The sequence below is a fragment of the Pseudomonas sp. YH-1 genome (assembly GCF_051990045.1).
In the GTDB taxonomy this organism is placed as follows: domain Bacteria; phylum Pseudomonadota; class Gammaproteobacteria; order Pseudomonadales; family Pseudomonadaceae; genus Pseudomonas; species Pseudomonas nicosulfuronedens.
Window position 1 is genome coordinate 2,531,738 of the sequence record NZ_CP178184.1, and the last position, 21,667, is coordinate 2,553,404.

Annotated in this window: 24 protein-coding genes; 15 read left to right on the forward strand and 9 right to left on the reverse strand. The window is 64.7% G+C overall.

Annotated elements, in window-relative coordinates; all coding sequences use genetic code 11:
• Positions 1-3 precede the first annotated feature (3 nt).
• The gene (locus ACKI1H_RS11865; RefSeq protein WP_440468853.1) at positions 4-1,389 is read left to right on the forward strand and encodes a sensor histidine kinase; all 1,386 of its coding nucleotides are present in this window, start codon (positions 4-6) and stop codon (positions 1,387-1,389) included.
• A gap of 201 nt (positions 1,390-1,590) precedes the next feature.
• On the opposite strand, the gene ACKI1H_RS11870 is transcribed toward ACKI1H_RS11865, so the two are convergent.
• Both ACKI1H_RS11870 and ygfZ read right to left on the reverse strand, forming a co-directional pair.
• Positions 1,591-2,427 carry an HDOD domain-containing protein gene (locus ACKI1H_RS11870; protein WP_081517625.1) on the reverse strand — a complete coding sequence of 279 codons (837 nt, stop codon included), beginning with the start codon at positions 2,425-2,427 and terminating at the stop codon, positions 1,591-1,593.
• Between the two features lie 45 nt (positions 2,428-2,472).
• On the reverse strand, positions 2,473-3,408 hold the full coding sequence (gene ygfZ, locus ACKI1H_RS11875) for a CAF17-like 4Fe-4S cluster assembly/insertion protein YgfZ (protein WP_440468854.1): 936 nt from the start codon (positions 3,406-3,408) through the stop codon (positions 2,473-2,475).
• Between the two features lie 170 nt (positions 3,409-3,578).
• Between ygfZ and ACKI1H_RS11880 the strand changes: the two genes are divergently transcribed.
• Together ACKI1H_RS11880 and ACKI1H_RS11885 are read left to right on the forward strand one after the other, a co-directional pair.
• Positions 3,579-3,833, forward strand: a complete 255-nt coding sequence (locus ACKI1H_RS11880) for an FAD assembly factor SdhE (RefSeq protein WP_015476083.1) — start codon at positions 3,579-3,581, stop codon at positions 3,831-3,833.
• Positions 3,817-4,269, forward strand: a complete 453-nt coding sequence (locus ACKI1H_RS11885) for a protein YgfX (RefSeq protein ID WP_440468437.1) — start codon at positions 3,817-3,819, stop codon at positions 4,267-4,269. Before ACKI1H_RS11880 ends, ACKI1H_RS11885 begins: the two co-directional genes overlap by 17 nt.
• Here ACKI1H_RS11885 and nadB read toward each other — a convergent pair.
• Entirely contained in the window at positions 4,238-5,854 is a 1,617-nt protein-coding gene (gene nadB / locus ACKI1H_RS11890) for an L-aspartate oxidase (RefSeq protein WP_138520654.1), read from the reverse strand. The two genes, ACKI1H_RS11885 and nadB, sit on opposite strands and share 32 nt — an antisense overlap.
• Positions 5,855-6,315: 461 nt before the next feature.
• Here nadB and rpoE point away from each other — a divergent pair, with 461 nt between their 5' ends.
• The 12 genes from rpoE to pdxJ all read left to right on the forward strand — a co-directional run bounded on the left by rpoE (position 6,316) and on the right by pdxJ (position 16,895).
• Complete coding sequence (gene rpoE / locus ACKI1H_RS11895) at positions 6,316-6,900, forward strand: RNA polymerase sigma factor RpoE (protein ID WP_024765535.1); 585 nt, start codon at positions 6,316-6,318, stop codon at positions 6,898-6,900.
• Between the two features lie 31 nt (positions 6,901-6,931).
• A complete protein-coding gene (locus ACKI1H_RS11900; protein WP_024765536.1) occupies positions 6,932-7,516 on the forward strand; it encodes a sigma-E factor negative regulatory protein in 585 nt (194 codons plus the stop codon).
• A gap of 21 nt (positions 7,517-7,537) precedes the next feature.
• Positions 7,538-8,482: a MucB/RseB C-terminal domain-containing protein gene (locus ACKI1H_RS11905; protein WP_138520655.1), complete on the forward strand. Its 945-nt coding sequence runs from the start codon at positions 7,538-7,540 to the stop codon at positions 8,480-8,482.
• Positions 8,479-8,949, forward strand: coding sequence for a SoxR reducing system RseC family protein (locus ACKI1H_RS11910; RefSeq protein ID WP_138520656.1), 471 nt, complete (start codon positions 8,479-8,481; stop codon positions 8,947-8,949). The genes ACKI1H_RS11905 and ACKI1H_RS11910 overlap by 4 nt, the downstream gene beginning before the upstream one ends.
• 36 nt (positions 8,950-8,985) lie before the next feature.
• Positions 8,986-10,416: a DegQ family serine endoprotease gene (locus tag ACKI1H_RS11915; protein ID WP_054908996.1), complete on the forward strand. Its 1,431-nt coding sequence runs from the start codon at positions 8,986-8,988 to the stop codon at positions 10,414-10,416.
• Between the two features lie 147 nt (positions 10,417-10,563).
• Entirely contained in the window at positions 10,564-12,363 is a 1,800-nt protein-coding gene (gene lepA / locus ACKI1H_RS11920; protein ID WP_024765539.1) for a translation elongation factor 4, read from the forward strand.
• 5 nt (positions 12,364-12,368) lie between these two features.
• Complete coding sequence (gene lepB / locus ACKI1H_RS11925; RefSeq protein ID WP_440468438.1) at positions 12,369-13,223, forward strand: signal peptidase I; 855 nt, start codon at positions 12,369-12,371, stop codon at positions 13,221-13,223.
• Between the two features lie 142 nt (positions 13,224-13,365).
• Positions 13,366-13,743, forward strand: coding sequence for a DUF4845 domain-containing protein (locus tag ACKI1H_RS11930; protein WP_081517635.1), 378 nt, complete (start codon positions 13,366-13,368; stop codon positions 13,741-13,743).
• Positions 13,740-14,432: a ribonuclease III gene (gene rnc / locus ACKI1H_RS11935; RefSeq protein WP_017517395.1), complete on the forward strand. Its 693-nt coding sequence runs from the start codon at positions 13,740-13,742 to the stop codon at positions 14,430-14,432. The genes ACKI1H_RS11930 and rnc overlap by 4 nt, the downstream gene beginning before the upstream one ends.
• A complete protein-coding gene (gene era / locus ACKI1H_RS11940) occupies positions 14,425-15,366 on the forward strand; it encodes a GTPase Era (protein ID WP_138520659.1) in 942 nt (313 codons plus the stop codon). The genes rnc and era overlap by 8 nt, the downstream gene beginning before the upstream one ends.
• Positions 15,367-15,454: 88 nt before the next feature.
• On the forward strand, positions 15,455-16,159 hold the full coding sequence (gene recO, locus ACKI1H_RS11945; RefSeq protein ID WP_440468439.1) for a DNA repair protein RecO: 705 nt from the start codon (positions 15,455-15,457) through the stop codon (positions 16,157-16,159).
• Positions 16,152-16,895, forward strand: coding sequence for a pyridoxine 5'-phosphate synthase (gene pdxJ, locus ACKI1H_RS11950; RefSeq protein WP_017517398.1), 744 nt, complete (start codon positions 16,152-16,154; stop codon positions 16,893-16,895). The genes recO and pdxJ overlap by 8 nt, the downstream gene beginning before the upstream one ends.
• A gap of 96 nt (positions 16,896-16,991) precedes the next feature.
• Here pdxJ and cmoB read toward each other — a convergent pair whose 3' ends face one another.
• From cmoB to ACKI1H_RS11980, 6 genes are all read right to left on the reverse strand, one after another.
• Positions 16,992-17,960: a tRNA 5-methoxyuridine(34)/uridine 5-oxyacetic acid(34) synthase CmoB gene (gene cmoB, locus ACKI1H_RS11955; RefSeq protein ID WP_440468440.1), complete on the reverse strand. Its 969-nt coding sequence runs from the start codon at positions 17,958-17,960 to the stop codon at positions 16,992-16,994.
• A complete protein-coding gene (cmoA, locus tag ACKI1H_RS11960) occupies positions 17,957-18,697 on the reverse strand; it encodes a carboxy-S-adenosyl-L-methionine synthase CmoA (RefSeq protein ID WP_138520663.1) in 741 nt (246 codons plus the stop codon). The genes cmoB and cmoA overlap by 4 nt, the downstream gene beginning before the upstream one ends.
• 113 nt (positions 18,698-18,810) lie before the next feature.
• Positions 18,811-19,383 carry a hypothetical protein gene (locus ACKI1H_RS11965; protein WP_026078837.1) on the reverse strand — a complete coding sequence of 191 codons (573 nt, stop codon included), beginning with the start codon at positions 19,381-19,383 and terminating at the stop codon, positions 18,811-18,813.
• A gap of 87 nt (positions 19,384-19,470) precedes the next feature.
• Positions 19,471-20,217, reverse strand: coding sequence for a substrate-binding periplasmic protein (locus ACKI1H_RS11970; RefSeq protein ID WP_138520664.1), 747 nt, complete (start codon positions 20,215-20,217; stop codon positions 19,471-19,473).
• 1 nt (position 20,218) lies between these two features.
• Complete coding sequence (locus ACKI1H_RS11975; protein ID WP_138520665.1) at positions 20,219-20,893, reverse strand: lysoplasmalogenase; 675 nt, start codon at positions 20,891-20,893, stop codon at positions 20,219-20,221.
• Positions 20,894-21,001: 108 nt separating this feature from the next.
• Positions 21,002-21,397, reverse strand: coding sequence for a protease inhibitor I42 family protein (locus tag ACKI1H_RS11980; RefSeq protein ID WP_138520666.1), 396 nt, complete (start codon positions 21,395-21,397; stop codon positions 21,002-21,004).
• Between the last annotated feature and the right edge of the window lie 270 nt (positions 21,398-21,667).

Here is a 21,667-nt window from a genome sequence, read left to right on the forward strand (position 1 = left end):
GTGCTGCCCGGCACGGGAAGCCTGCGAGGGCGCCTGCTCTGGCGCCTCGGCGGCCTGCTGCTGGTGCTGTTGCTGATCGGCAGCGCGGCCACCTACTGGCGCGCCAGGCATGCCGCCGACATCGCCTATGACCGCACCCTGCTGGCGTCGGCGCGGGATATCGCCGATGGCCTCTACGCCAGCGACGGTACCCTGCGCGCCAACGTGCCCTATGTGGCGCTGGACAGCTTCGAGTACGACAGCGCCGGGCGCATCTTCTACCAGGTGATCGACCCCCAGGGGAACATGATTTCCGGCTATGAGAACCTGCCGGCGCCGCTGCCGACTACGCCGCGCACCGACGACTATCCGGCGTTGGCCAAGTTCTACGACGCTACCTACGAAGGGCAGGGCGTGCGGGTGGTCAGCCTGCTGCAGCCGGTGAGCCAGCCGACGGTCAATGGCATGGCGGAAATCCGCGTCGCCGAAACCATGGGCGCCCGCGAGCGGCTCGCACGCAACCTGCTGGCCGATACCCTGCTCAACCTCGCGCTATCGGCCATCGCCGCGCTGATGATGGTCTGGTACGCGGTGAGTGCCGGCCTGCGCCCGCTCGACCGTCTGCGCGAAGCGGTGGAAGAGCGCCAGCCGGACGACCTGCGGCCGTTGCCGGAAGTCCGCGTGCAGAAAGAGCTGCGCCCGCTGGTGGCGGCGCTCAACCACTTCACCGTGCGCTTGCGCGGGCTGTTCGACCGCCAGTCGCAGTTCATCGCCGAGGCTTCCCACGAGTTGCGCACCCCGCTGGCGGCGCTCAAGGCGCGGCTGGAGCTGGGCCTGCGTGAACAGGACCCGCAGCAATGGCGCGCGACGCTGGTGGACGCGGTACAGAACACCGACCGGGTGACCGGGCTGGCCAACCAGTTGCTCTCCCTGGCGCGCGTGGAAAGCGGCGCGAGGGCTATCGCCGAAGGCGCGGGGGAACGCATCGAGCTCGGCCAGCTTGCCCGGGAACTCGGCCTGGCGCTGGCGCCGCTGGCGTATTCGCGCGGTGTGTCGCTGGCGCTGGAGGCGGACGAGCCGGCCTGGGTGAAGGGCGATCCGACCCTGCTCAACGAACTGCTCAGCAACCTGGTGGACAACGCCATCGCCCACGCACCGGCGGACGGCAATGTGATCATCCGCGTGCGCGCGCCAGCGGAGCTGGAGGTCGAGGACGACGGCCCCGGCATTCCGACGGAGGAGCGCGACAAGGTGTTCCGCCGCTTCTACCGCCGCCGTCAGCAGGGCACCGGCCTGGGCCTGGCGATCGTCGGCGAGATCTGCACTGCGCACCGCGCCCGTATCGAACTGGGCCAGGGAGAACTGGGCGGGTTGCTGGTGCGGGTGACCTTCCCGGCGGAAAACGCTTGAGCCAGAAACGCGAAACCCGCCGGCGAGGGCGGGTTTCGGGAGCAGCACGACAGCAAGGCGGTCTTTTGTAGGAGCGAGCTTGCTCGCGAACGGGCTTGCCGGCAGCACGGGCGCTTGGCCTTTCGCGAGCAAGCTCGCTCCTACGAAGATCCCTGCGCCTGAACCGCAGGTTGGGGTGGCCCAGGGGTTCTATGGCCGGTGTTACTGAAGCATGCTCATGGCCGCTTCCATGGCGGCGGAGAGGTCTTCGTCTTCCTTCACGTCCGCCTTCGGGTCCAGGCCCAGCTTGGCGAAGGCCGGGATGGTCGCCCAGTCCAGCTCGGTGTAGGGGTGCTGGCTGCCGAGGTAGCTCTGCAGGGTGGCGACCTGGACGATGTCCACGTAGTCGACCTTGGCCGAGTCGCGGCTGAAGTCCAGGTGCTGGCCCGGCACGGCGGCGATCGGCGCCGGGAAGTCCCAGGCCTTGAGGATGCGGTCGCCGATGACCGGGTGGATGCGCTCGATCACGTGGTTGAGGCTGATGGAGTCGGCCAGCAGTTCGCTGTGCTCCTCGGCGTAGGTGAGGATCGGCAGTACGCCGATCTGGTGCACCAGGCCGGCCAGGGTCGCCTGGTCTGGCGCCAGTCGGGTGTAGTGACGGCACAGGGCGTGGCAGATGCCGGCGATCTCGGTGCTCTTGTTCCACACCTCGCGCATCTTGCGGTCGACCACATCGGAAGTGGCCTGGAACATCTGCTCCATGGCAAGGCCGGTGGCCAGGTTGCAGGTGTAGTTGATCCCCAGGCGGCTGATCGCCATCTGCAGGTCGGTGATTTCCTTGTTGGTGCGCAGCAGCGGGCTGTTCACCACCTTGATGATGCGCGCGGTCAGGGCGGCGTCGTTGCCGATCACCTTGGCCAGATCCTGGATGCTGATGTCCGGGTCTTCCGCCGCTTCCCGGACGCGCAGGGCGACTTCCGGCAGCGTCGGCAGCACCAGCTCATCGTTGTCGATGGCCCGCAGCAGTTCCTGTTGTACTTTTTCGGCAAGCTTGCTCATGAAGTGTCCTTCAGGGAAAGCCGGGCTCCCCGCCCGGCACGAAATTCAGCGCTGGATCTCGCGGTCGCTGTCCAGAACGTAAGGCAGATCCAGCAGGCGCAGGGGCTGGTCCTCGCCCAGGCGAACATTGCCGTCGGTCGCGGCGTCGTCCTGCAGCACGGCGAGCAGCTCCACGCCATCGGCTGAACGGGCGGCCAGTACCACTTCGCCGACGCTGGTGGAGTGCACCGGCGAGAACAGCTCGCGGCCCGGCTCCGGCAGTTCGGCGCTATCGAGTTTCAGGCGCTGGAGGCGGCGCTTGAGGCGGCCGAGGTACTGCATGCGCGCGACGATTTCCTGGCCGGTGTAGCAGCCCTTCTTGAAGCTGACACCGCCCACGGCCTGCAGGTTGATCATCTGCGGGATGAACTGCTCGCGAGTGGCACCGAACACCTGGCCGACGCCGGCGCGAACCTGGCCGAGCAGCCAGTCGTTGAGGTTGGCGTGGGGCAGGCGGGCCTGCAGCAGGTCGGCGATGGCGACGGCGCGTTCGGCCGGGGCCCAGAGCTCGACACGGCCCTGGCCAAGGCCGATGGCGATCAGACCGTCGGCCCGCGCTACCTGGTCGGCTTCTCCGGAGAGGCTCAGGCCCAGTTCAGCGAGGACGGCATCCGCACCGCTGAGGCCGAAGCGCGCCCACTGGGCGCTGTCATCGGAAAGGGTGGCCTTGGAGAACACCGCGTATTTCTTCAGGTCCGTCAGCTGGCTTTCCAGCAGGTCGTTGGCCATGGCCAGCAGGAAGCCTTCGCCCTCGGCGAGGATGCGGAAGCTGGAGGTCATGCGGCCCTTGGGCGTGCAACGGGCGCCGAGGCTGGAGTATTCGGCATTGAGGTAGTTGAGGTTGCAGGTCAGCTGGCCCTGGAGGAATTTGGCAGCGTCCGCGCCACGGACGGCAAGAATCCCTTCGTGATTGAGTTCGGTGTAGAAAGCAGAGTCGGTCATCACGATTCGCTGGAAGAAAGTTAGGGGACTCATGATAGAGCTCAGGCCCAGCCTTGTCAGCGGGTGCCGGGTGGGCCGAGCATGCGTATAATGCCGCTCGGCTCGCGCCGTCCGTCGATTTCGCGAGCGACTAGACGTATTCGCCCGCTGTTAATCGAGGTGCCCCGCAGATGACTGACGAAATCGAACTCAAACGCCTTTTCTGGCACAGCCGCCGCGGCATGCTGGAACTGGACGTCCTGCTGGTGCCCTTTGTCCAGGAAGTCTACCCGGGCTTGCCCGCCGACGATCAGGCGCGCTTCCGCAAGCTGCTGGAGTGCGAGGATCAGGACATGTTCGGCTGGTTCATGCAGCGCGGCGAGCCGGAAGATGCCGACCTGCGCATCATCGTTCGCATGATCCTGGACCGTGTCCAGCCGAAGTGACCCCTTCGAGTGCCGCTGGCAGCCGTCCATCGGCTTGCTGGCGGCCTACATCGCCGCGCAACTGGGCGCCGTTCTGGCGCTGCTGCTCGCGGACATTCCCCTCCACTGGAAAACGCTCGGTCTGAGCCTCTGCCTGCTGCATGCCTGTTGGGTTGTGCCTGGGCGGATTCTATTGCGCGCGCCGGATTCGGTGCGTGCGCTGCGCCACAACGCCGAGGGCTGGCAGTTGTGGAGCGAGCGGGAGGGGTTTCAATCGGTGCAGTTGATGGCGGCCAGTCTGGCGCTGCCCTCATTGATCGTCCTGCGTTTCCGCCGTCCCGACGACTGGCTGGCGCGCAGCGTTTGCGTTCCGGCCGATGCACTGGCGCCGGAGTTGCACCGGCGCCTGCGCGTGCGACTGCGCTTCAGCCGCAATAGGTGGACGGCGCCAGGATAGTGTCGCGGGCCTCGGGCAGCAGGTCCGGGTAGTCCAGCGTGTAGTGCAGGCCGCGGCTCTCGTGGCGCTGCATGGCGGAGAGGATGATCAGCTCGGCCACCTGGGCCAGGTTGCGCAGCTCGATCAGGTCGCGGCTGACCTTGTAGTTCGAGTAGAACTCGTCGATCTCGTCCAGCAGCAGGCGCACGCGGTGCTGGGCGCGCGCCAGGCGCTTGTTGGTGCGCACGATGCCCACATAGTCCCACATGAAGCGCCGCAGTTCGTCCCAGTTGTGGGCGATGATCACGTCTTCGTCCGAGTCGGTCACCTGGCTGGCGTCCCAGCAGGGTAACGCGACCAGCGTCTGGGCCTTGGGCAGTTCGGCGAGGATGTCGGCGGCGGCCGATCGGGCATAGACGAAACACTCCAGCAGCGAGTTGCTGGCCATGCGGTTGGCACCATGCAGGCCGGTGAAGGTGGTTTCGCCGATGGCATAGAGGTTCGGTACATCGGTGCGGCCCTGGGAGTCGACCAGCACCCCGCCGCAGGTGTAATGCGCCGCCGGCACCACCGGGATGGGCTCGCAGGTGATGTCGATGCCGAAGTCCAGGCAGCGCTCGTAGACGGTGGGGAAGTGCTCGCGGATGAACTCGGCCGGCTTGTGGCTGATGTCCAGGTAGACGTAGTCGATGCCCAGGCGCTTCATCTCGTGGTCGATGGCGCGGGCCACCACGTCGCGCGGGGCGAGTTCGCCCAGGGTGTGGAAGCGAGGCATGAAGCGCTCGCCGTTGGGCAGGCGGAGCAGAGCGCCTTCACCGCGCAGTGCTTCAGTGATCAGGAAACTCTTGGCCTGCGGGTGGTACAGGCAGGTCGGGTGGAACTGGTTGAACTCCAGGTTGCCGACCCGGCAGCCGGCGCGCCAGGCCATGGCGATGCCGTCGCCGGAGTTGCCGTCAGGGTTGCTGGTGTAGAGGTAGACCTTGCTGGCGCCGCCGGAGGCCAGCACGGTGAAGCGTGCGCTGAAGGTATCCACTTCGCCGGTGGAGCGGTCGAGGACGTAGGCGCCGAGGCAGCGTTGACCGTCCATCCCCAGTTTCTGCTCGGTGATCAGGTCGACGGCGACCCGTTGCGACAGCAGTTCGATGTTCGGCCGCTGCCGGGCCTGTTCCAGCAAGGCGTTGAAGATCGCGGCGCCGGTGGCGTCGGCGGCGTGGATGATCCGGCGATGGCTGTGGCCGCCTTCACGGGTCAGGTGAAATTCGAAACTGCCGTCCTCGCGGCCCGGCTCGTGGTCGCGGGTGAAGGGCACGCCCTGTTCGATCAGCCACTGGATCGCCTCGCGGCTATGCTCGACGGTGAACTTCACCGCGTCCTCGCGGCACAGGCCGGCGCCGGCGACCAGGGTGTCCTCGACGTGGGACTCCACGGTATCGGTATCGTCCAGCACGGCAGCGACGCCGCCCTGGGCCCAGAAGGTGGAGCCCTGGGAAAGTTCGCCCTTGCTCAGCACGGCGATCTTCAGGTGCGAAGGCAGCGTCAAAGCCAGCGTCAGGCCGGCGGCCCCGCTGCCGATCACTAGGACATCGTGCTGGAAATGCTGACTCATACCCGGCTCCACAAAATGGCGCCCTAGTATATAGAAGGGGGCCACGGCACAATACTGGCGAACCGATGACACCGAAGGCTCGTGCGGTGGGGCGGCAGTCGCAGGGCGGGAAGCTTTCTTCTCCGCTCAAGCCGGTCCGGCAGGCGCCAGGGGTAGCGTCGAAGTCATTGAACGATCACGGCAAATCACCGGAACTTTTTCAGGCGTTCCGGTTCGAACTCGGAATACCCAATCAACTTTGCGCGCAGATTGACATTGCGCGGAAGGGGAGCGGGTGTTCCGCCCGGTGCAGTTGAATTTGACGGGCTTCGGACACATGTCGGGGTCCGATTGCCGCAAATGTGAAAAAACTGTGCGGCGCATGCTTGGAGGGGAGAACTTTTGCAAAAGACCCGAGTCTATCTTGGCAGGACGATTCACCAGGGTGCTCGAAGCTCCTCCAGGTTTTCAGAGGAGCATTCATGCTAACCCAGGAAACGGATCAGCAACTGGTTGAACGGGTACAGCGCGGAGATAAGCGGGCATTCGACCTGCTGGTGCTGAAGTACCAGCACAAGATTCTGGGGCTGATCGTGCGATTCGTGCATGACGCCCAGGAAGCCCAGGATGTTGCACAGGAAGCATTCATCAAGGCGTATCGCGCCTTGGGTAACTTCCGGGGTGACAGTGCCTTTTATACCTGGCTGTACCGTATCGCCATCAACACCGCGAAGAACCATCTGGTTGCGCGCGGTCGGCGGCCGCCGGACAGCGATGTCACGGCAGAGGATGCGGAGTTCTTCGATGGCGATCATGCCCTGAAGGACATCGAGTCGCCGGAAAGAGCCATGCTGCGGGATGAGATCGAGGAAACCGTCCATCGCACCATCCAGCAGCTGCCCGATGATCTGCGCACGGCTTTGACCCTGCGCGAGTTCGAAGGCCTGAGTTACGAAGATATCGCCACCGTGATGCAGTGTCCGGTGGGGACCGTCCGCTCACGGATCTTCCGTGCGCGGGAAGCGATCGACAAAGCTTTGCAGCCTTTGTTGCATGATGAAGTCTGATACAGCGGCAGAAGCCAAGAGAGGTACCGCTATGAGTCGTGAAGCCCTGCAGGAGTCGCTGTCCGCGGTAATGGATAACGAAGCGGATGAGCTTGAGCTGCGGCGTGTGCTTGCAGCCTGCGGCGAGGACGCCGAATTGCGGGCCACCTGGTCCCGTTACCAACTGGCCCGTGCCGTGATGCACCGCGAGCCGGCCATGCCCAAGCTGGACATTGCTGCCGCCGTGTCCGCCGCGCTGGCTGATGAAGCCGTACCGGCGCCGCGCAGTCGCAATCCGTGGCGCAACGTCGGCCGCCTGGCTGTCGCCGCCTCGGTGACCCTGGCTGTTCTGGCCGGTGTGCGCATGTACCACCAGGATGACAGTGTTGCCAACGGCCTTGCCCAGCAAGGCGCCACTCCGCAGATCGCCCTGCCGCAAGTGCAAGGTCCGGCGGTACTGGCAGGCTACACTCAGGACGAGGCGCCGCAGGTGATCACCAATGCCCAGGGTGGGCAGACCACCTGGCACGAGCAGCGTCTTCCGGGTTACCTGCGTCAGCACGCGCAGCAGTCCGCCGTCAGCGGCACCGATAGCGCCCTGCCTTATGCGCGCGCCGCGAGCCTGGAAAGCCGCTGATTTGCGACCTTAAGGAGCGACATGCGCGCGACTACAGCACTGTTGTTCTTCCTCGGCGGTCTGCTGGCTTTGCCAGTCCAGGCCGCCGATGCGTTGGACTGGATCAAGCGCCTCTCCGAGGCTGATCAGCAACAGAACTTTCAGGGTACTTTCATCTACGAACGCAGCGGAGCCTTCTCCACCCACGATGTCTGGCATCGTGTGGAGAGCGACGGCTCTGTGCGCGAGCATCTGGTCCAGGTCGATGGGCCGCGCCAGGAAGTGGTGCGCGTCGATGGCGCTACCCAGTGTGTAGGTGGAGGTATGTCGGGGCAGGTGTCGACTGGCGAGATGTGGCCGGCACGCAAGCTCAACCCTGCCGAACTGTCCACTTACTATGACGTTCGTGTCGCTGGCGAGTCGCGCATTGCTGATCGCCCGGCGGTGGTGCTGGCGGTGATACCGCGTGACCAGCATCGCTATGGCTTCGAGCTGCACGTGGACAAGCAAACCGGCCTGCCGCTCAAGTCCCTGCTGCTCAACGACAAGGGCCAGATCATCGAGCGGCTGCAGTTCACTCGCCTCGACATGGCAGCGCCCGACGACGGTGAGTTGCAGCCGAGCGCGGCCTGCAAGCCGGTGAAGGAAGCCAAGGCTGCTGAAGTGAAGACCAGCTGGCATTCGGAATGGGTGCCGCCGGGCTTTACCCTGAACAGCACGCTGCAGGAGCGCAGCCCAGTCTCCAATGACCAGGTCCTGTGTCTTGCCTATGGCGACGGTCTGGCACGCTTCTCGGTGTTCCTCGAGCCGTTGCACGGCGCCAAGGTCGACGATGCCCGCACCCAGCTGGGCCCTACTACGGTGGTGTCGAGGCGGTTCGCCAGTGAAGACGGCGGCACCATGGTGACGGTGGTCGGCGAGATACCCAGTGGCACGGCTGAGCGCGTGGCGTTGTCCATGCGGCCAACGGGAGCCCAGCCACAGTGATCCATGAGCGGGGGAGGGTGATTGCGGTCGAGTCTGGAGCTGTCCAGGTCGAAACGCTGCGCCGCTCCTCCTGCTCGGGATGTTCGGTCAACGCCGGTTGTGGCCAGGGCCTCCTGGAACGGCTGGGTGTTTCTCGGGGGCGCGGTCAAGTACGCGCACTGACCCCGGCGAATCTGGCCTCCTTGAATCTGACGCCCGGCGATGAAGTCCTGCTGGGCGTGGATGAAGACCTTCTGCTGAAAAGTGCCCTGCTTTTCTATCTCTCTCCGCTGATCGGGTTGTTCGCGCTGGCACTACTGGCGGCGCGCCTCGATCTGGGGGAACCTCTCATCATCGTGGCCGGGCTGGCGGGTTTCCTGCTGTCCTGGCTGCTCGTGCGTCGCTACACGCGACGCCATACGGATGATCCGGCGATGCAACCGGTTGTGCTGCGTGCGCTGGTCGGTGGGCCGCCCGGCCCTGTTTAGTGATCTTCCCAATGAACATCACGGGAGCTGTAGTCAATGCAAACCCTGAAACGCAGCATGGCTGCGCTGGTCGCCCTGCTGGCCCTGAGCCTGTCGGTCACCGCGCGGGCTGAACTACCGGACTTCACCCCGCTGGTCGAGAAAGCCTCGCCGGCGGTGGTCAACATCAGTACCACCCAGAAGCTTCCCGACCGCTCCAACGCGCAGATGGGCATTCCGGACCTCGACGGCCTGCCGCCGGGCCTGCGCGAATTCTTCGAGCGCAGCATTCCCCGTGGCCAGGGCGGCCAGGGGCAGGCTCCCCGTGGTCAGCAGCGCGAGGCGCAGTCCCTGGGTTCGGGCTTCATCATTTCCGATGATGGCTACATCCTCACCAACAATCACGTGGTGGCCGATGCCGACGAGATCCTCGTTCGCTTGTCGGACCGCAGCGAGCACAAGGCCAAGCTGGTCGGTGCAGACCCGCGCAGCGACGTGGCCGTGCTGAAGATCGACGCCAAGGGCCTGCCGACGCTCAAGCTGGGCGATTCCGACAAGCTGAAGGTCGGTGAGTGGGTGCTGGCCATCGGTTCGCCGTTCGGCTTCGACCACTCGGTGACCGCCGGTATCGTCAGCGCCAAGGGCCGCAGCCTGCCGAACGAGAACTACGTGCCGTTCATCCAGACCGACGTGGCGATCAACCCGGGCAACTCCGGTGGCCCGCTGTTGAACCTGCAGGGCGAAGTGGTGGGTATCAACTCGCAGATTTTCACCCGTTCCGGCGGCTTCATGGGCCTTTCCTTCGCGATCCCGATCGATGTGGCGCTGAACGTCGCCGATCAGCTCAAGGCGGGCGGCAAGGTCAACCGTGGCTGGCTGGGCGTGGTGATCCAGGAAGTGAACAAGGACCTGGCTGAATCCTTCGGTCTCGACAAGCCGGCCGGCGCGCTGGTGGCGCAGCTGGTGGAAGACGGTCCGGCAGCCAAGGGCGGCCTGCAGGTGGGCGACGTGATCCTGAGCCTGAACGGCCAGACCATCAACGAATCCGCCGACCTGCCGCACCTGGTGGGCAACATGAAGCCGGGTGACAAGGCGTCTCTGGAAGTGATCCGCGACAACAAGCGCCAGACCCTGAGCATGACCATTGGCAGCCTGCCGGACGACGACGATGCCGTCGCCGCCGTCGAGGGCAAGGGCGCCGAGCGCAGCAGCAACCGCATGGGTGTGACCGTGGCGGAGCTGACTGCCGAGCAGCGCAAGTCCCTGGATATCAAGGGCGGTGTGGTTATCAAGGAAGTGCAGGGTGGCCCGGCAGCCATGATCGGCCTGCGTCCGGGCGACGTCATCACCCACCTGAACAACCGTGCGGTGGACTCCTCGAAAACCTTCAGCGAGATTGCCAAGGCGCTGCCGAAGGACCGTTCGATCTCCATGCGCGTGCTGCGCCAGGGGCGTGCGAGCTTCATCACGTTCAAGCTGACCGAGTAAGGTTGGTGCACCAGAAAAGGGCGACTTCGGTCGCCCTTTTTCATGCCTGACCGTCCGGCGCGGCGTGACGCATCAGGCTGTAGTCAGGTAAACTCCCCCGCTATTTTTCGGCGGACCGCCGCCTTCAGCCTTCCGAGTGTGTTCGCCGTGAGTGACCTGAGTCATATCCGCAATTTTTCCATCATCGCCCACATCGACCATGGCAAGTCGACGCTGGCAGACCGCTTCATCCAGATGTGCGGCGGCCTGTCCGACCGCGAGATGGAGGCCCAGGTACTGGACTCCATGGACCTGGAGCGTGAGCGCGGTATCACCATCAAGGCGCACAGCGTCACCCTTCACTACAAGGCGAAGGACGGCAAGACCTACCAGCTGAACTTCATCGATACCCCCGGCCACGTCGACTTCACCTACGAAGTCAGCCGTTCGCTGGCGGCGTGCGAAGGCGCGCTGCTGGTAGTGGATGCCGGTCAGGGCGTGGAAGCGCAGTCGGTCGCCAACTGCTACACCGCCATCGAGCAGGGCCTGGAAGTCATGCCGGTCCTGAACAAGATGGATTTGCCGCAGGCTGATCCAGACCGCGTGAAGGACGAGATCGAAAGCATCATCGGCATCGACGCCACTGACGCCGTGGCCTGCTCGGCCAAGAGCGGCATGGGCGTGGAAGACGTGCTGGAGCGCCTGGTCACCGCCATTCCCGCTCCGGAAGGCGAGATCGACGCGCCGCTGCAGGCGCTGATCATAGACTCCTGGTTCGACAACTACCTGGGCGTGGTCTCGCTGGTGCGCGTGAAGCACGGCCGCGTCAAGAAAGGCGACAAGATCCTGGTGAAATCCACCGGCAAGGTCCACCAGGTGGACAGCGTCGGCGTCTTCACCCCGAAGCACACCGAAACGCCGGACCTCAAGGCTGGCGAAGTGGGCTTCATCATCGCCGGCATCAAGGACATCCTGGGCGCGCCGGTGGGCGATACCCTGACCCTGAACAACACTCCCGACGTGGACGTGCTGCCGGGCTTCAAGCGCATCAAGCCGCAGGTCTATGCCGGCCTGTTCCCGGTCAGCTCCGATGACTTCGAGGACTTCCGCGAAGCCCTGCAGAAGCTGACCCTGAACGACGCCGCGCTGCAGTACGAGCCGGAAAGCTCCGAGGCCCTGGGCTTCGGCTTCCGCATCGGCTTCCTTGGCATGCTGCACATGGAGATCATCCAGGAGCGCCTGGAGCGCGAATACGACCTGGACCTGATCACCACCGCTCCGACCGTGATCTTCGAGATCGTGCAGAAGAACGGCGACATCCTCTATGTCGATAACCCGTCGAAGCTGCCCGACCTCTCGTCCATCGACGAGATGCGCGAGCCGATCTGCCGCGCGACGATCCTTGTGCCTCAGGAGCACCTGGGCAACGTCATTACCCTGTGCATCGAGAAGCGCGGCGTCCAGCGCGACATGCACTTCCTCAGCGGCCAGGTCCAGGTGATCTACGATCTGCCGATGAACGAAGTGGTGCTGGACTTCTTCGACCGCCTGAAGTCCACCAGCCGTGGCTATGCTTCGCTGGACTACAGCTTCGACCGCTTCGAGCCGGCCAACCTGGTTCGTCTCGATGTACTGATCAACGGCGAGAAAGTTGACGCCCTCGCCCTGATCGTCCACCGCGACAACGCCCCGTACAAGGGCCGTCAGCTGGTGGAGAAGATGAAGGAATTGATTCCGCGGCAGATGTTCGACGTCGCGATTCAGGCGGCCATCGGTGGGCAGATCATCGCCCGCTCGACGGTCAAGGCGCTCAGGAAGAACGTGCTGGCCAAGTGCTACGGTGGTGACGTGAGCCGTAAGCGCAAACTGCTGGAGAAGCAGAAGGCCGGTAAGAAAAGGATGAAGCAGGTCGGTAGCGTGGAGATTCCGCAGGAAGCCTTCCTCGCTGTGCTCAAAGTGGACAGTTGAACCCTATGACCCTGAATTTCCCGCTGTTGCTGGTGATTGCCGTTGCGGTATGCGGCGTTCTCGCCCTGGTGGACCTGGTGCTGTTCGCACCGCGCCGCCGGGCGGCCATTTCCGCCTACGAAGGTGCGGTCAGCGAAGCTGACCCGGAAGTGCTGGAAAAGCTGAACAAGGAGCCGGTGCTCGTCGAGTACGGCAAATCGTTCTTCCCGGTACTGTTCATCGTGCTGGTGCTGCGTTCGTTCCTGGTCGAGCCCTTCCAGATTCCGTCGGGTTCGATGAAGCCGACCCTGGAAGTGGGCGATTTCATCCTGGTGAACAAGTTCGCCTACGGCATCCGCCTGCCGGTGCTCGACACCAAGGTGATCCCGGTGGGTGACCCGCAGCGTGGCGATGTCATGGTGTTCCGCTATCCCAGCGACCCGAACATCAACTACATCAAGCGCGTCATCGGCGTACCGGGCGATACTGTCCGCTACACCAGCGACAAGCGCCTGTTCATCAACGACCAGGCCGTGGCCGAGTCGCTGGTGGGCGAGGAGCCGGGCACCCTGGGCAGCGTGACCCTGTACCAGGAGAAGCTGGGTGCCGTGGAGCACATGATCCGCAAGGAAATGACCCGCTTCCGCATCGAGCCGGGCAAGCAGTGGAAAGTGCCGGCCGGCCATTACTTCATGATGGGCGACAACCGCGACAACTCCAACGACAGCCGCTACTGGAACGATCCGAAGATTCCGAAGGACCTGCTGGGCATGGTTCCGGATCGCAATATCGTCGGCAAGGCCTTCGCGGTCTGGATGAGCTGGCCGGATCCGAAGATGCGCAATCTGCCGAATTTCTCGCGAGTCGGTGTGATTCACTAAACTTGTGAGACGCTCCAGGCCCGCATGGCTGGAACGGTGCTAGAAAAGGGCGGGGCTGCACGCGGGGAGCGAGGCGGCCCCGCTTCACTTGGACCTGCCGCGGCTGGCGGGCAAATAAGAAAGATACCGACATGAGGTCGATATGACGTACGCACGTTCGCAGAAGGGAATGTCGTTGCTGGGTTGGCTGGTCGTTCTTGCCGTCGTGGCGTTTCTCGCCAGCGCCGCGTTCAAGATCATTCCGCATTACCTGGACTACTACGCCATCGAGAAGGCCATCACCTCGGTGGAAACCGACAAGGCCGCCGAAGTGCGCACTGTCCCGGAGTTCTACTCTTACGTGGATAAGGCTCTGATGCTCAACAACATCCGCGACCTCAAACTGGATGACGCGCTGGACGTGAAGCTTGAGAACAACGAGTTCCGCGCCCACCTGAAGTACGAAAAACGCGAGCCACTGGTGCAGAACATCGACCTGGTGGTCAAATTTGACAAAGAATTCCGTGTACGAATGCCGTGAGTAACAACAGTCTGGATCGACTTGAGCGCAAGCTCGGCTACACCTTCCGTGACCAGGACCTGATGGTCCTGGCGCTGACCCATCGCAGTTTCGCCGGGCGCAACAACGAGCGCCTGGAGTTCCTCGGTGACGCCATCCTCAACTTCGTCATTGGCGAAGCCCTGTTCACCCACTTCCCTCAGGCCCGCGAAGGCCAGCTGTCGCGCCTGCGCGCGCGACTGGTGAAAGGCGAGACCCTGGCCCTGCTGGCCCGCGGTTTCGAGATCGGGGATTACCTGCGACTGGGCTCGGGTGAGCTGAAGAGCGGCGGTTATCGCCGCGAGTCGATCCTGGCTGACGCCATGGAGGCGCTGATTGGCGCCATTTATCTGGACACCGGCATGGATTCCGCCCGTGAGCGGATCATGGACTGGCTCGGCCCGCAGCTGCGCGAGCTGACCCCGGTGGATACCAACAAGGACCCCAAGACCCGCCTGCAGGAGTTCCTGCAGTCCCGCGGGTGTGAATTGCCGCGTTACGACGTGGTGGATATCCAGGGTGAACCACATTGCCGCACTTTCTTCGTGGAGTGCGAGGTGGCCCTGCTGAACGACAAGACCCACGGTCACGGCGGCAGCCGCCGCATCGCCGAGCAGGTGGCCGCCGCCGCCGCACTGGCAGCCCTGGGCGTGGAGAATGGCCATGAGTGAGCACGAGCAAGACCAGCACGACCCATCCGAGCACGATGAAGCAGGAGCCGTCCGTTGCGGTTACGTCGCCATCGTCGGCCGCCCCAACGTCGGCAAGTCGACCCTGCTCAACCACATCCTCGGGCAGAAGCTGGCGATCACCTCGCGCAAGCCGCAGACCACCCGCCACACCCTGCTGGGCATCAAGACCGAGGGTGACGTGCAGGCGGTGTATGTCGATACCCCCGGCCTGCACAAGGACAACGACAAGGCGCTCAACCGCTACATGAACCGGTCGGCCAGCGCCGCGCTGAAGGACGTTGACGTGGTGATCTTCGTCGTCGACCGCAACCGCTGGACCGACGAAGACCAGATGGTCTACGACAAGGTCAAGTACGTGAGCTGCCCGGTTCTGCTGGCGGTGAACAAGGTCGACCGCATGGAAGACAAGGGTGAGCTGCTGCCGCACCTGCAGTGGTTGGCCGAGCAACTGCCCAATGCCGAGGTCGTGCCGATTTCCGCCCAGCACGGGCAGAACCTCGACGTGCTGGAGGGCCTGGTGGCCGAGCGCCTGCCGGAGAGCGAGCACTTCTTCCCGGAAGACCAGATCACCGACCGCAGCAGCCGCTTCCTCGCCGCCGAACTGGTGCGCGAGAAGATCATGCGCCAGCTGGGTGCCGAACTGCCGTACCAGGTCACCGTGGAGATCGAAGAGTTCAAGCAGGACGGACCGATCCTGCACATCCATGCGCTGATCCTGGTGGAACGCGACGGCCAGAAGAAGATCATCATCGGCGAGAAGGGCGAGCGCATCAAAAGCATCGGCCAGAACGCTCGCAAGGACATGGAAGTGCTGTTCGACTCCAAGGTCATGCTCAACCTCTGGGTGAAGGTGAAGGGCGGCTGGTCCGACGACGAACGCGCGCTGCGTTCGCTGGGCTACGGCGACCTTTGATCCTTGCTGCCCCGCGAGCCTTCGCGGGGCACACCCTCCGGGCGCCTGAGTGCGCCCGTCTTCCGACTCCCACTCCAGGCGCAGCGCCATGAGCCTCGCTTCTACTGCCCAAGCCGCCTTCGCCCTGCACAGCCGTCCCTACAAGGAAACCAGCGCGCTGGTGGATTTCTTCACCCCGCAGGGGCGTCTGCGTGCCGTGCTGCGCGGTGCGCGGGGCAGGGCTGGCGCGCTGGCGCGACCCTTCGTACCGCTGGAGGCAGAATTCCGTGGGCGCAGCGACCTGAAAAACGTCGTGCGCCTGGAGCCCAACGGCATCCCCAACCTGCTCAGTGGCGAAGCGCTGTTCAGTGGCCTGTACCTGAACGAGCTGATGATTCGCCTGCTCCCGGTCGAGGACCCGCATCCCGGACTATTCGAGCACTACCGTGCGACCTTGCCGTTGCTGGCTGCCGGCAGTCCGCTGGAACCGCTGCTGCGCTCGTTCGAATGGCGGCTGCTGGACGACCTGGGCTATGGTTTTTCCCTGGACAGCGATATCGTCGGCCAGCCTGTCGCGCCGGATGGCCTCTACCGCCTGCTGCCCGACTCGGGCCTCGAGCCGGTGGGCAGTCTGCAGCCGGGCCTGTTCCATGGTGCCGACCTGCTGGCCATGGCCGAAGCCGACTGGAGCGCTCCCGGCGCCCTGGCGGCGGCCAAGCGCCTGATGCGCCAGGCCCTGGCACCCCATCTTGGCGGCCGACCGCTGGTCAGCCGCGAGCTCTTCATGAATCGCAAGGACAACTCCCGTGACTGAAGCCAACCGTATTCTGCTCGGCGTGAACATCGACCACGTCGCCACCCTGCGCCAGGCCCGCGGTACCCGTTATCCCGACCCGGTGAAAGCCGCGCTGGACGCCGAGGAAGCCGGCGCCGACGGCATCACCGTGCACCTGCGCGAGGATCGCCGGCACATCCAGGACCGCGACGTGCGCGTGCTCGCCGAAGTGCTGCAGACGCGCATGAACTTCGAGATGGGCGTCACCGAGGAGATGATGAAGTTCGCTGAGATCATCCGCCCGGCCCACGTCTGCCTGGTCCCGGAGACCCGCCAGGAGCTGACTACCGAAGGCGGCCTGGACGTCGCCGGCCAGGAAGCACGCATCCGCGAAGCGGTGCAGCGCCTGGCGGCTGCTGGCTGCGAGGTGTCGCTGTTCATCGACCCGGACCAGCGCCAGATCGAAGCCTCCGCCCGCATCGGAGCCCCGGCTGTGGAGCTGCATACCGGCCGCTACGCCGACGCCCATAACCCGGCCGAAGCGGCCCATGAGCTGGCGCGCATTCGCGATGGCGTGGAGTTCGGCCTGTCCCATGGGCTGATCGTCAATGCCGGCCACGGCCTGCATTACCACAACGCCGAGCCGGTGGCGGCGATTGCCGGGATCAACGAGCTGAACATCGGCCACGCCATCGTCGCCCATGCGCTGTTCGTGGGCTTCAAGCAAGCGGTCGCCGAGATGAAGGCGCTGATCGTGGCGGCGGCCAATCGCTGATTGAGGATGGTTCGCGAGCAAGGGCTAGGCGCCCTCTGGACCTACAAGGAGCACTGCTCTTCGTAGGAGCGAGCTTGCTCGCGAACCTGTCGAGACTTACGGCTTGCGCGCGACCAGCGTGGCGCGCAGCGGCGCTGGCAGGCCTTCGAGGGTGCGGCTGTGGTCGTCCGGATCGAGGAAATCCGGCAGCGACTGGTAGCGCATCCAGTCGGTGGCGCGTTGTTCGTCCACCGAGGTGCGGCTGATATCAACGCTGCACACGTCGGTGAAGCCCGCGCGACGCAGCCAGAGTTCCAGCGCCGGCACTGACGGCAGGAACCACACGTTGCGCATCTGCGCGTAACGGTCTTCGGGCACCAGCACGGTGTTCACGTCGCCGTCCACCACCAGGGTTTCCAGCACCAGTTCACCGCCCCGGCGCAGGCAGTCCTTGAGCGCCAGCAGGTGGTCGATGGGCGAGCGGCGGTGGTAGAGCACGCCCATGGAGAACACCGTATCGAAGCCTTCCAGCTTCTCGGGCAGGTCTTCCAGGGCGAAGGGCAGGTGCCAGGCCGGCAAGTCCGGCAGGTAGCGCTTCATGGCGAGGAACTGGCAGAAGAACAGCCAGTTCGGGTCCACGCCGACCACGCTACGCGCGCCGGCACCCAGCATGCGCCATTGGTAGTAGCCATTGCCGCAGCCGACGTCGAGGATGCGCTTGCCCATCAGGTCGATGTGCGGCGAGACACGCTCCCATTTCCAGTCCGAGCGCCATTCGGTGTCGATGTGTACGCCGAACAGGTTGAACGGCCCCTTGCGCCACGGGATCAGCCCTTGCAACGCGAGTTTGAGCTGGGCGCGGGTGTCCTCGTCGCAATCGCCTTCGAGGTTGAAGCGCTCGCGCAGCTCGACGGCGGCGGCTTGCAGCTCCGGCAGGCGATCTACCGCGGCTAGCCAGCGTTCGAGATCGCCGTGGCCATCGTCGACCTTGCTGGCCAGTTGCGCGGGCAGCGAGGCAGCCCAGGATTCCAGTGGCGTGCCGGCCAGTTCAAGGCGCAGGCGGTCGAGGTCGAAGCGTTCGATCATGGCAGGGCAATCAGGGAGGCGAAGTTGAGGCACTGGAACCAGGGCACGACCTTGGAGAAACCGGCTGCCAGCAGGCGCTCGCGGTGGGTATCCAGGGTGTCGGGGCGCATGACGTTCTCGATGGCGGTGCGTTTCTGGGCGATCTCCAGCTCGCTGTAGCCATTGGCGCGCTTGAAGTCGATGTGCAGGTCGGTGAGCAGGTCGTGCTCCTGCTCGTCGGCGAAGCGCAGTTTTTCCGAGAGGATCAGCGCACCGCCGGGCAGCAGGGCACTGTGCAGGCGGGTAAGCAGCTCCAGGCGTTGTTCGGGAGCGATGAACTGCAGGGTGAAGTTCAGCGCGATCAGCGAGCAGGGCTTGAGGTCCAGCTTCAGGATGTCCGCCTCGATCAGTTCGACCGGCAGCAGTTCCTGGTGCATGGCGTCCTGGGCGCGCAGGTATTCGCCGCAGCGCTCGATCATCGGCGCGGAGTTGTCGACGCCGATGACGCGGCAGCCATCGCTCTTTACGTGGCGGCGCAGCGCCTGGGTCACGGCGCCCAGCGAGCAGCCGAGGTCGTAGAGCACGCTGTTCGGCGTGGCGAAGCGCGCACCGAGCACACCGATGTTCTCGACGATGGTGGGGTAGCCCGGTACCGATCGCTTGATCATGTCCGGGAAGACGCGCACCACGTCCTCATTGAAGGTGAAGTCGGGAACCTGGGTTTGCGGCTGGGCGAAGATGCGGTCGGATTCGCTCACGCTGGAGGGGCCTCGTTACACTGGAACAGGCAGCGGGGCGCGGCGCGCCCTGATTGCCGGGGCGCGCATTGTAGCCGAGGCGCGGGGCGCGCCCAACCGTTAGCGGACGAGGGTCACTTGAGCTGGTCGGAGAAGTACTCGCCAGCGCCTTGCAGTGGGCCGAGGGGGTTCTTCTTGTCTTCCATGCGGCGGATGTTCGGCTCGCCGTTGCTGGTCTTGTGCACCACCACGTCGTCGATCAGCACGAACACCGGACGGAACGACCAGCCCTGCACCTGGCGGCGCTTGCGGAAGTTGAAGATGTCGGCCCAGAAACTGCCCACACGCTGGCTGTCGGTCTTGTTGAAATCGAAGGCATAACCGATGCAGCGGTCCTTGGCCTGCAGGCAGGTCACGAGGCCGTCGGGCAGGTAGTCAATGGGGATGTTGGGCTGCACGAAGAGCAGGCGCACGTCGATGAACGACAGCATCTTGGCGTTGCCCTGGGACAGCGGATCGAAGCCCAGCGCGTAGAGCTGCGACTTGGTGGTCTTGCCCGGATCGACCTGGTTGTAGCGGCTCTGTGCATCCTGGTAATCCAGGAATGGTGATTGCACTTCCGCGCGTTCGCTGGGCAGCAGGCTGCCACAGGCCGAGAGAGTCAGGCAGGCTCCCAGCAACAACATCGAGCGAACTACTGCACGCATGGAGCTCCCCTTTTCCCAGTCTCTTATTGATTGATCTATAGCCGATGACAGAGGGCTCTGCCGGACTTTTCTCACGCCTTCGCAGGACTAGTCAACGGCGATGCCGTAACCCTGCATCAGGGGTTTCCACTGGTCATTGCGGCGCAGTTCGCGCAGGCCCTCGTCGAGATCGGCCAGGCGTTCCTGCACGCCCTCCAGGCGAGGGTTGAGCGCGACGTACATGGGACGTTTATCGGCGAGCTCCCCGGCCGCTTGAATGCGTTCCGACAGGCCGTGGCGCTGCAGGTAGTGCTCGACGATCTGGCTGTCCTCGAGCAGCACCGTGATGCGCCCGAGCAGCAGTTTCTGGATGTTGCGTTCGAGCACCTTCTCGCCGCTGAGCACCTGTACCTGTTCGTGATTCGACAAGTGTTCGTCACGCCAGGTATCCAGCTCCCTGCCGTAGGAGTAGCCCTGGGCGAGACCGATGGACTGGCTGCTCAGCGAGGCCGGCCCATTCCAGCTCCAGGGATTGTCGTTGCGCACGTAGAAACGCATGGTCACCCAGCCGATGGGCTCCTTGCCGATCAGCAATTCCTCGGACTCTTCGCTGTAGGCGCCGACCACACCGTCCACCAGGCCCTCGCGCGCCATCTGCAGGGCGCGTGGCCACGGCAGAGGTTCGAACAATGGCGGTTGCGGCAGGACCCGGCCCAGGGCTTCGAGCAGGTAGCCGGGCTTGTCCGGGTCGTCCGGGCAGAGGTAGGGGCACCAGTCGTCGCCGGCCAGGCGCAGGGGTTCGGCGCTGGCCAGCGCCGAACAGAGCAGCAGCAGCGGTGAAGCGATTCGCAGCATGTCAGGCCCGGGAAGTGGTTTGTCCTTCCGAGTATGGCAGAGCGACATGACGGGATGTGACGGACGCGGCGATACCGAACTGGCCGAGCCAGTAAGTCAGCATGATGGCGTAGGAGGAGCCGTCGAAGGCGGCGACGAAGCGGCTGATGCCGATCATCGAATCGGAGCTGACGAACAGCAGTGCGCCCAGGGCGGCGAACATCCGGCTGGCGTTGGCGATCGAGGGCACGCCCAGGCGGGCGATGGCGCGCCAGAGCATCGCACTGATGGTCAGACTGTACAGCGCGATAGGCAGCAGCAGCGGACCCAGGCCGCGGCTGTAGAGCAACGCGAACAGGCCGCCACCTACGCTGCCGGCGATCAGCAGGCCGAGCGGGGCGAAGCGGCGGGTGTCGCCCAGGTAGGCGACCAGGTAGGCGAGGTGTGCCAGCAGGAAGGCGGCCAGCCCGGGCACGAAGGCGTTGATCGGCCATTCCAGCAGGATGTCGCCGAGCATCGACAGCACCAGGCCGACGGCGACCCAGCGGCGATAGCCGTCAGCGGGCGTGGCGAGAATCCACAACAGCATCGCCAGCACCGGCAGCGGCTTGCACAGCATGCGCAGGGCGGGCAGGTCGAAGGTGACGGCGAACAGGTAGGCGGCACCGCCGATCAGTGCCAAGAGTGCCCAGCGCATGGGGTTCCCTCCCGAGGAAATGAACGCCCACTGTGCCGCAGCGCGACGCCAAGCCTACAGGCCGAAGGCGTCAGCGCGAGCGGCTTATGGCGCCTTCGTTGTCTGCGCTTACTTGACGAGGATGGGGCAGACGAAGGTCTGCGCCGGTGCGACTTCCGCTTCCCAGGGACGGCGGTACGCCAGTTCGAGCTTGTCCTCGCCAGCGGCGGTGACACGGAAGCGCCAGGTGGATTCGCCGGCGCTGCCGACCAGGCCTGCGTCTTCCGGGTTGCTGTAGACCTCCGGGCCGAGGGCGCGCAGCAGGCCGTTGGCGGCGTTGCGCAGTTCCCAGCGGAAACCGGTGGTGGGGTTGCTCGGCAGGATCAACACCAACTCCTGGCCGGTGTGCAGTTTCAGCGGTTTGCAGTCGCTGGCATCTTCCAGGGTGACCACGGGTTTGCTCTGTCCGGCGCAGCCGGCGAGCAGAGCCAGGGTGAGGGGCAGCAACGAGCGGTACGACGGCATGATGGCTCCTGGGTGGGGACAGGTTGGGCCGCAGGATAACGCAATCATGTGAGAAATAGAGGTTTCGCGGGGGAGGCGTTTGGCGCGGGTGCGGATTCGGGGCGTTCGCCGAGGGCAGAGGAATTCTCCATGTTCAGAATTCAAGTCCACACCTAAATCACGACGGAGCAGGAATGTAGGATGGGTGGAGCTAGCGATACCCATGCTGTCGGTGCGACCGAGTCGATGGGTATCGCTGCGCTCCACACCATCCTACGCCGGTGTTTGCCG

What these genes read in the sequence shown, in the direction of transcription:
- ACKI1H_RS11870 (WP_081517625.1), bottom strand. Translation starts at nt 2,427, where the DNA reads ATGAGCAAGCTTGCCGAAAAAGTACAACAGGAACTGCTGCGGGCCATC.
- ygfZ (WP_440468854.1), bottom strand. Translation starts at nt 3,408, where the DNA reads ATGACCGACTCTGCTTTCTACACCGAACTCAATCACGAAGGGATTCTT.
- ACKI1H_RS11880 (WP_015476083.1), top strand. Translation starts at nt 3,579, where the DNA reads ATGACTGACGAAATCGAACTCAAACGCCTTTTCTGGCACAGCCGCCGC.
- nadB (WP_138520654.1), bottom strand. Translation starts at nt 5,854, where the DNA reads ATGAGTCAGCATTTCCAGCACGATGTCCTAGTGATCGGCAGCGGGGCC.
- rpoE (WP_024765535.1), top strand. Translation starts at nt 6,316, where the DNA reads ATGCTAACCCAGGAAACGGATCAGCAACTGGTTGAACGGGTACAGCGC.
- ACKI1H_RS11900 (WP_024765536.1), top strand. Translation starts at nt 6,932, where the DNA reads ATGAGTCGTGAAGCCCTGCAGGAGTCGCTGTCCGCGGTAATGGATAAC.
- ACKI1H_RS11905 (WP_138520655.1), top strand. Translation starts at nt 7,538, where the DNA reads ATGCGCGCGACTACAGCACTGTTGTTCTTCCTCGGCGGTCTGCTGGCT.
- ACKI1H_RS11915 (WP_054908996.1), top strand. Translation starts at nt 8,986, where the DNA reads ATGCAAACCCTGAAACGCAGCATGGCTGCGCTGGTCGCCCTGCTGGCC.
- lepB (WP_440468438.1), top strand. Translation starts at nt 12,369, where the DNA reads ATGACCCTGAATTTCCCGCTGTTGCTGGTGATTGCCGTTGCGGTATGC.
- ACKI1H_RS11930 (WP_081517635.1), top strand. Translation starts at nt 13,366, where the DNA reads ATGACGTACGCACGTTCGCAGAAGGGAATGTCGTTGCTGGGTTGGCTG.
- era (WP_138520659.1), top strand. Translation starts at nt 14,425, where the DNA reads ATGAGTGAGCACGAGCAAGACCAGCACGACCCATCCGAGCACGATGAA.
- recO (WP_440468439.1), top strand. Translation starts at nt 15,455, where the DNA reads ATGAGCCTCGCTTCTACTGCCCAAGCCGCCTTCGCCCTGCACAGCCGT.
- cmoB (WP_440468440.1), bottom strand. Translation starts at nt 17,960, where the DNA reads ATGATCGAACGCTTCGACCTCGACCGCCTGCGCCTTGAACTGGCCGGC.
- ACKI1H_RS11965 (WP_026078837.1), bottom strand. Translation starts at nt 19,383, where the DNA reads ATGCGTGCAGTAGTTCGCTCGATGTTGTTGCTGGGAGCCTGCCTGACT.
- ACKI1H_RS11970 (WP_138520664.1), bottom strand. Translation starts at nt 20,217, where the DNA reads ATGCTGCGAATCGCTTCACCGCTGCTGCTGCTCTGTTCGGCGCTGGCC.
- ACKI1H_RS11975 (WP_138520665.1), bottom strand. Translation starts at nt 20,893, where the DNA reads ATGCGCTGGGCACTCTTGGCACTGATCGGCGGTGCCGCCTACCTGTTC.
- ACKI1H_RS11980 (WP_138520666.1), bottom strand. Translation starts at nt 21,397, where the DNA reads ATGCCGTCGTACCGCTCGTTGCTGCCCCTCACCCTGGCTCTGCTCGCC.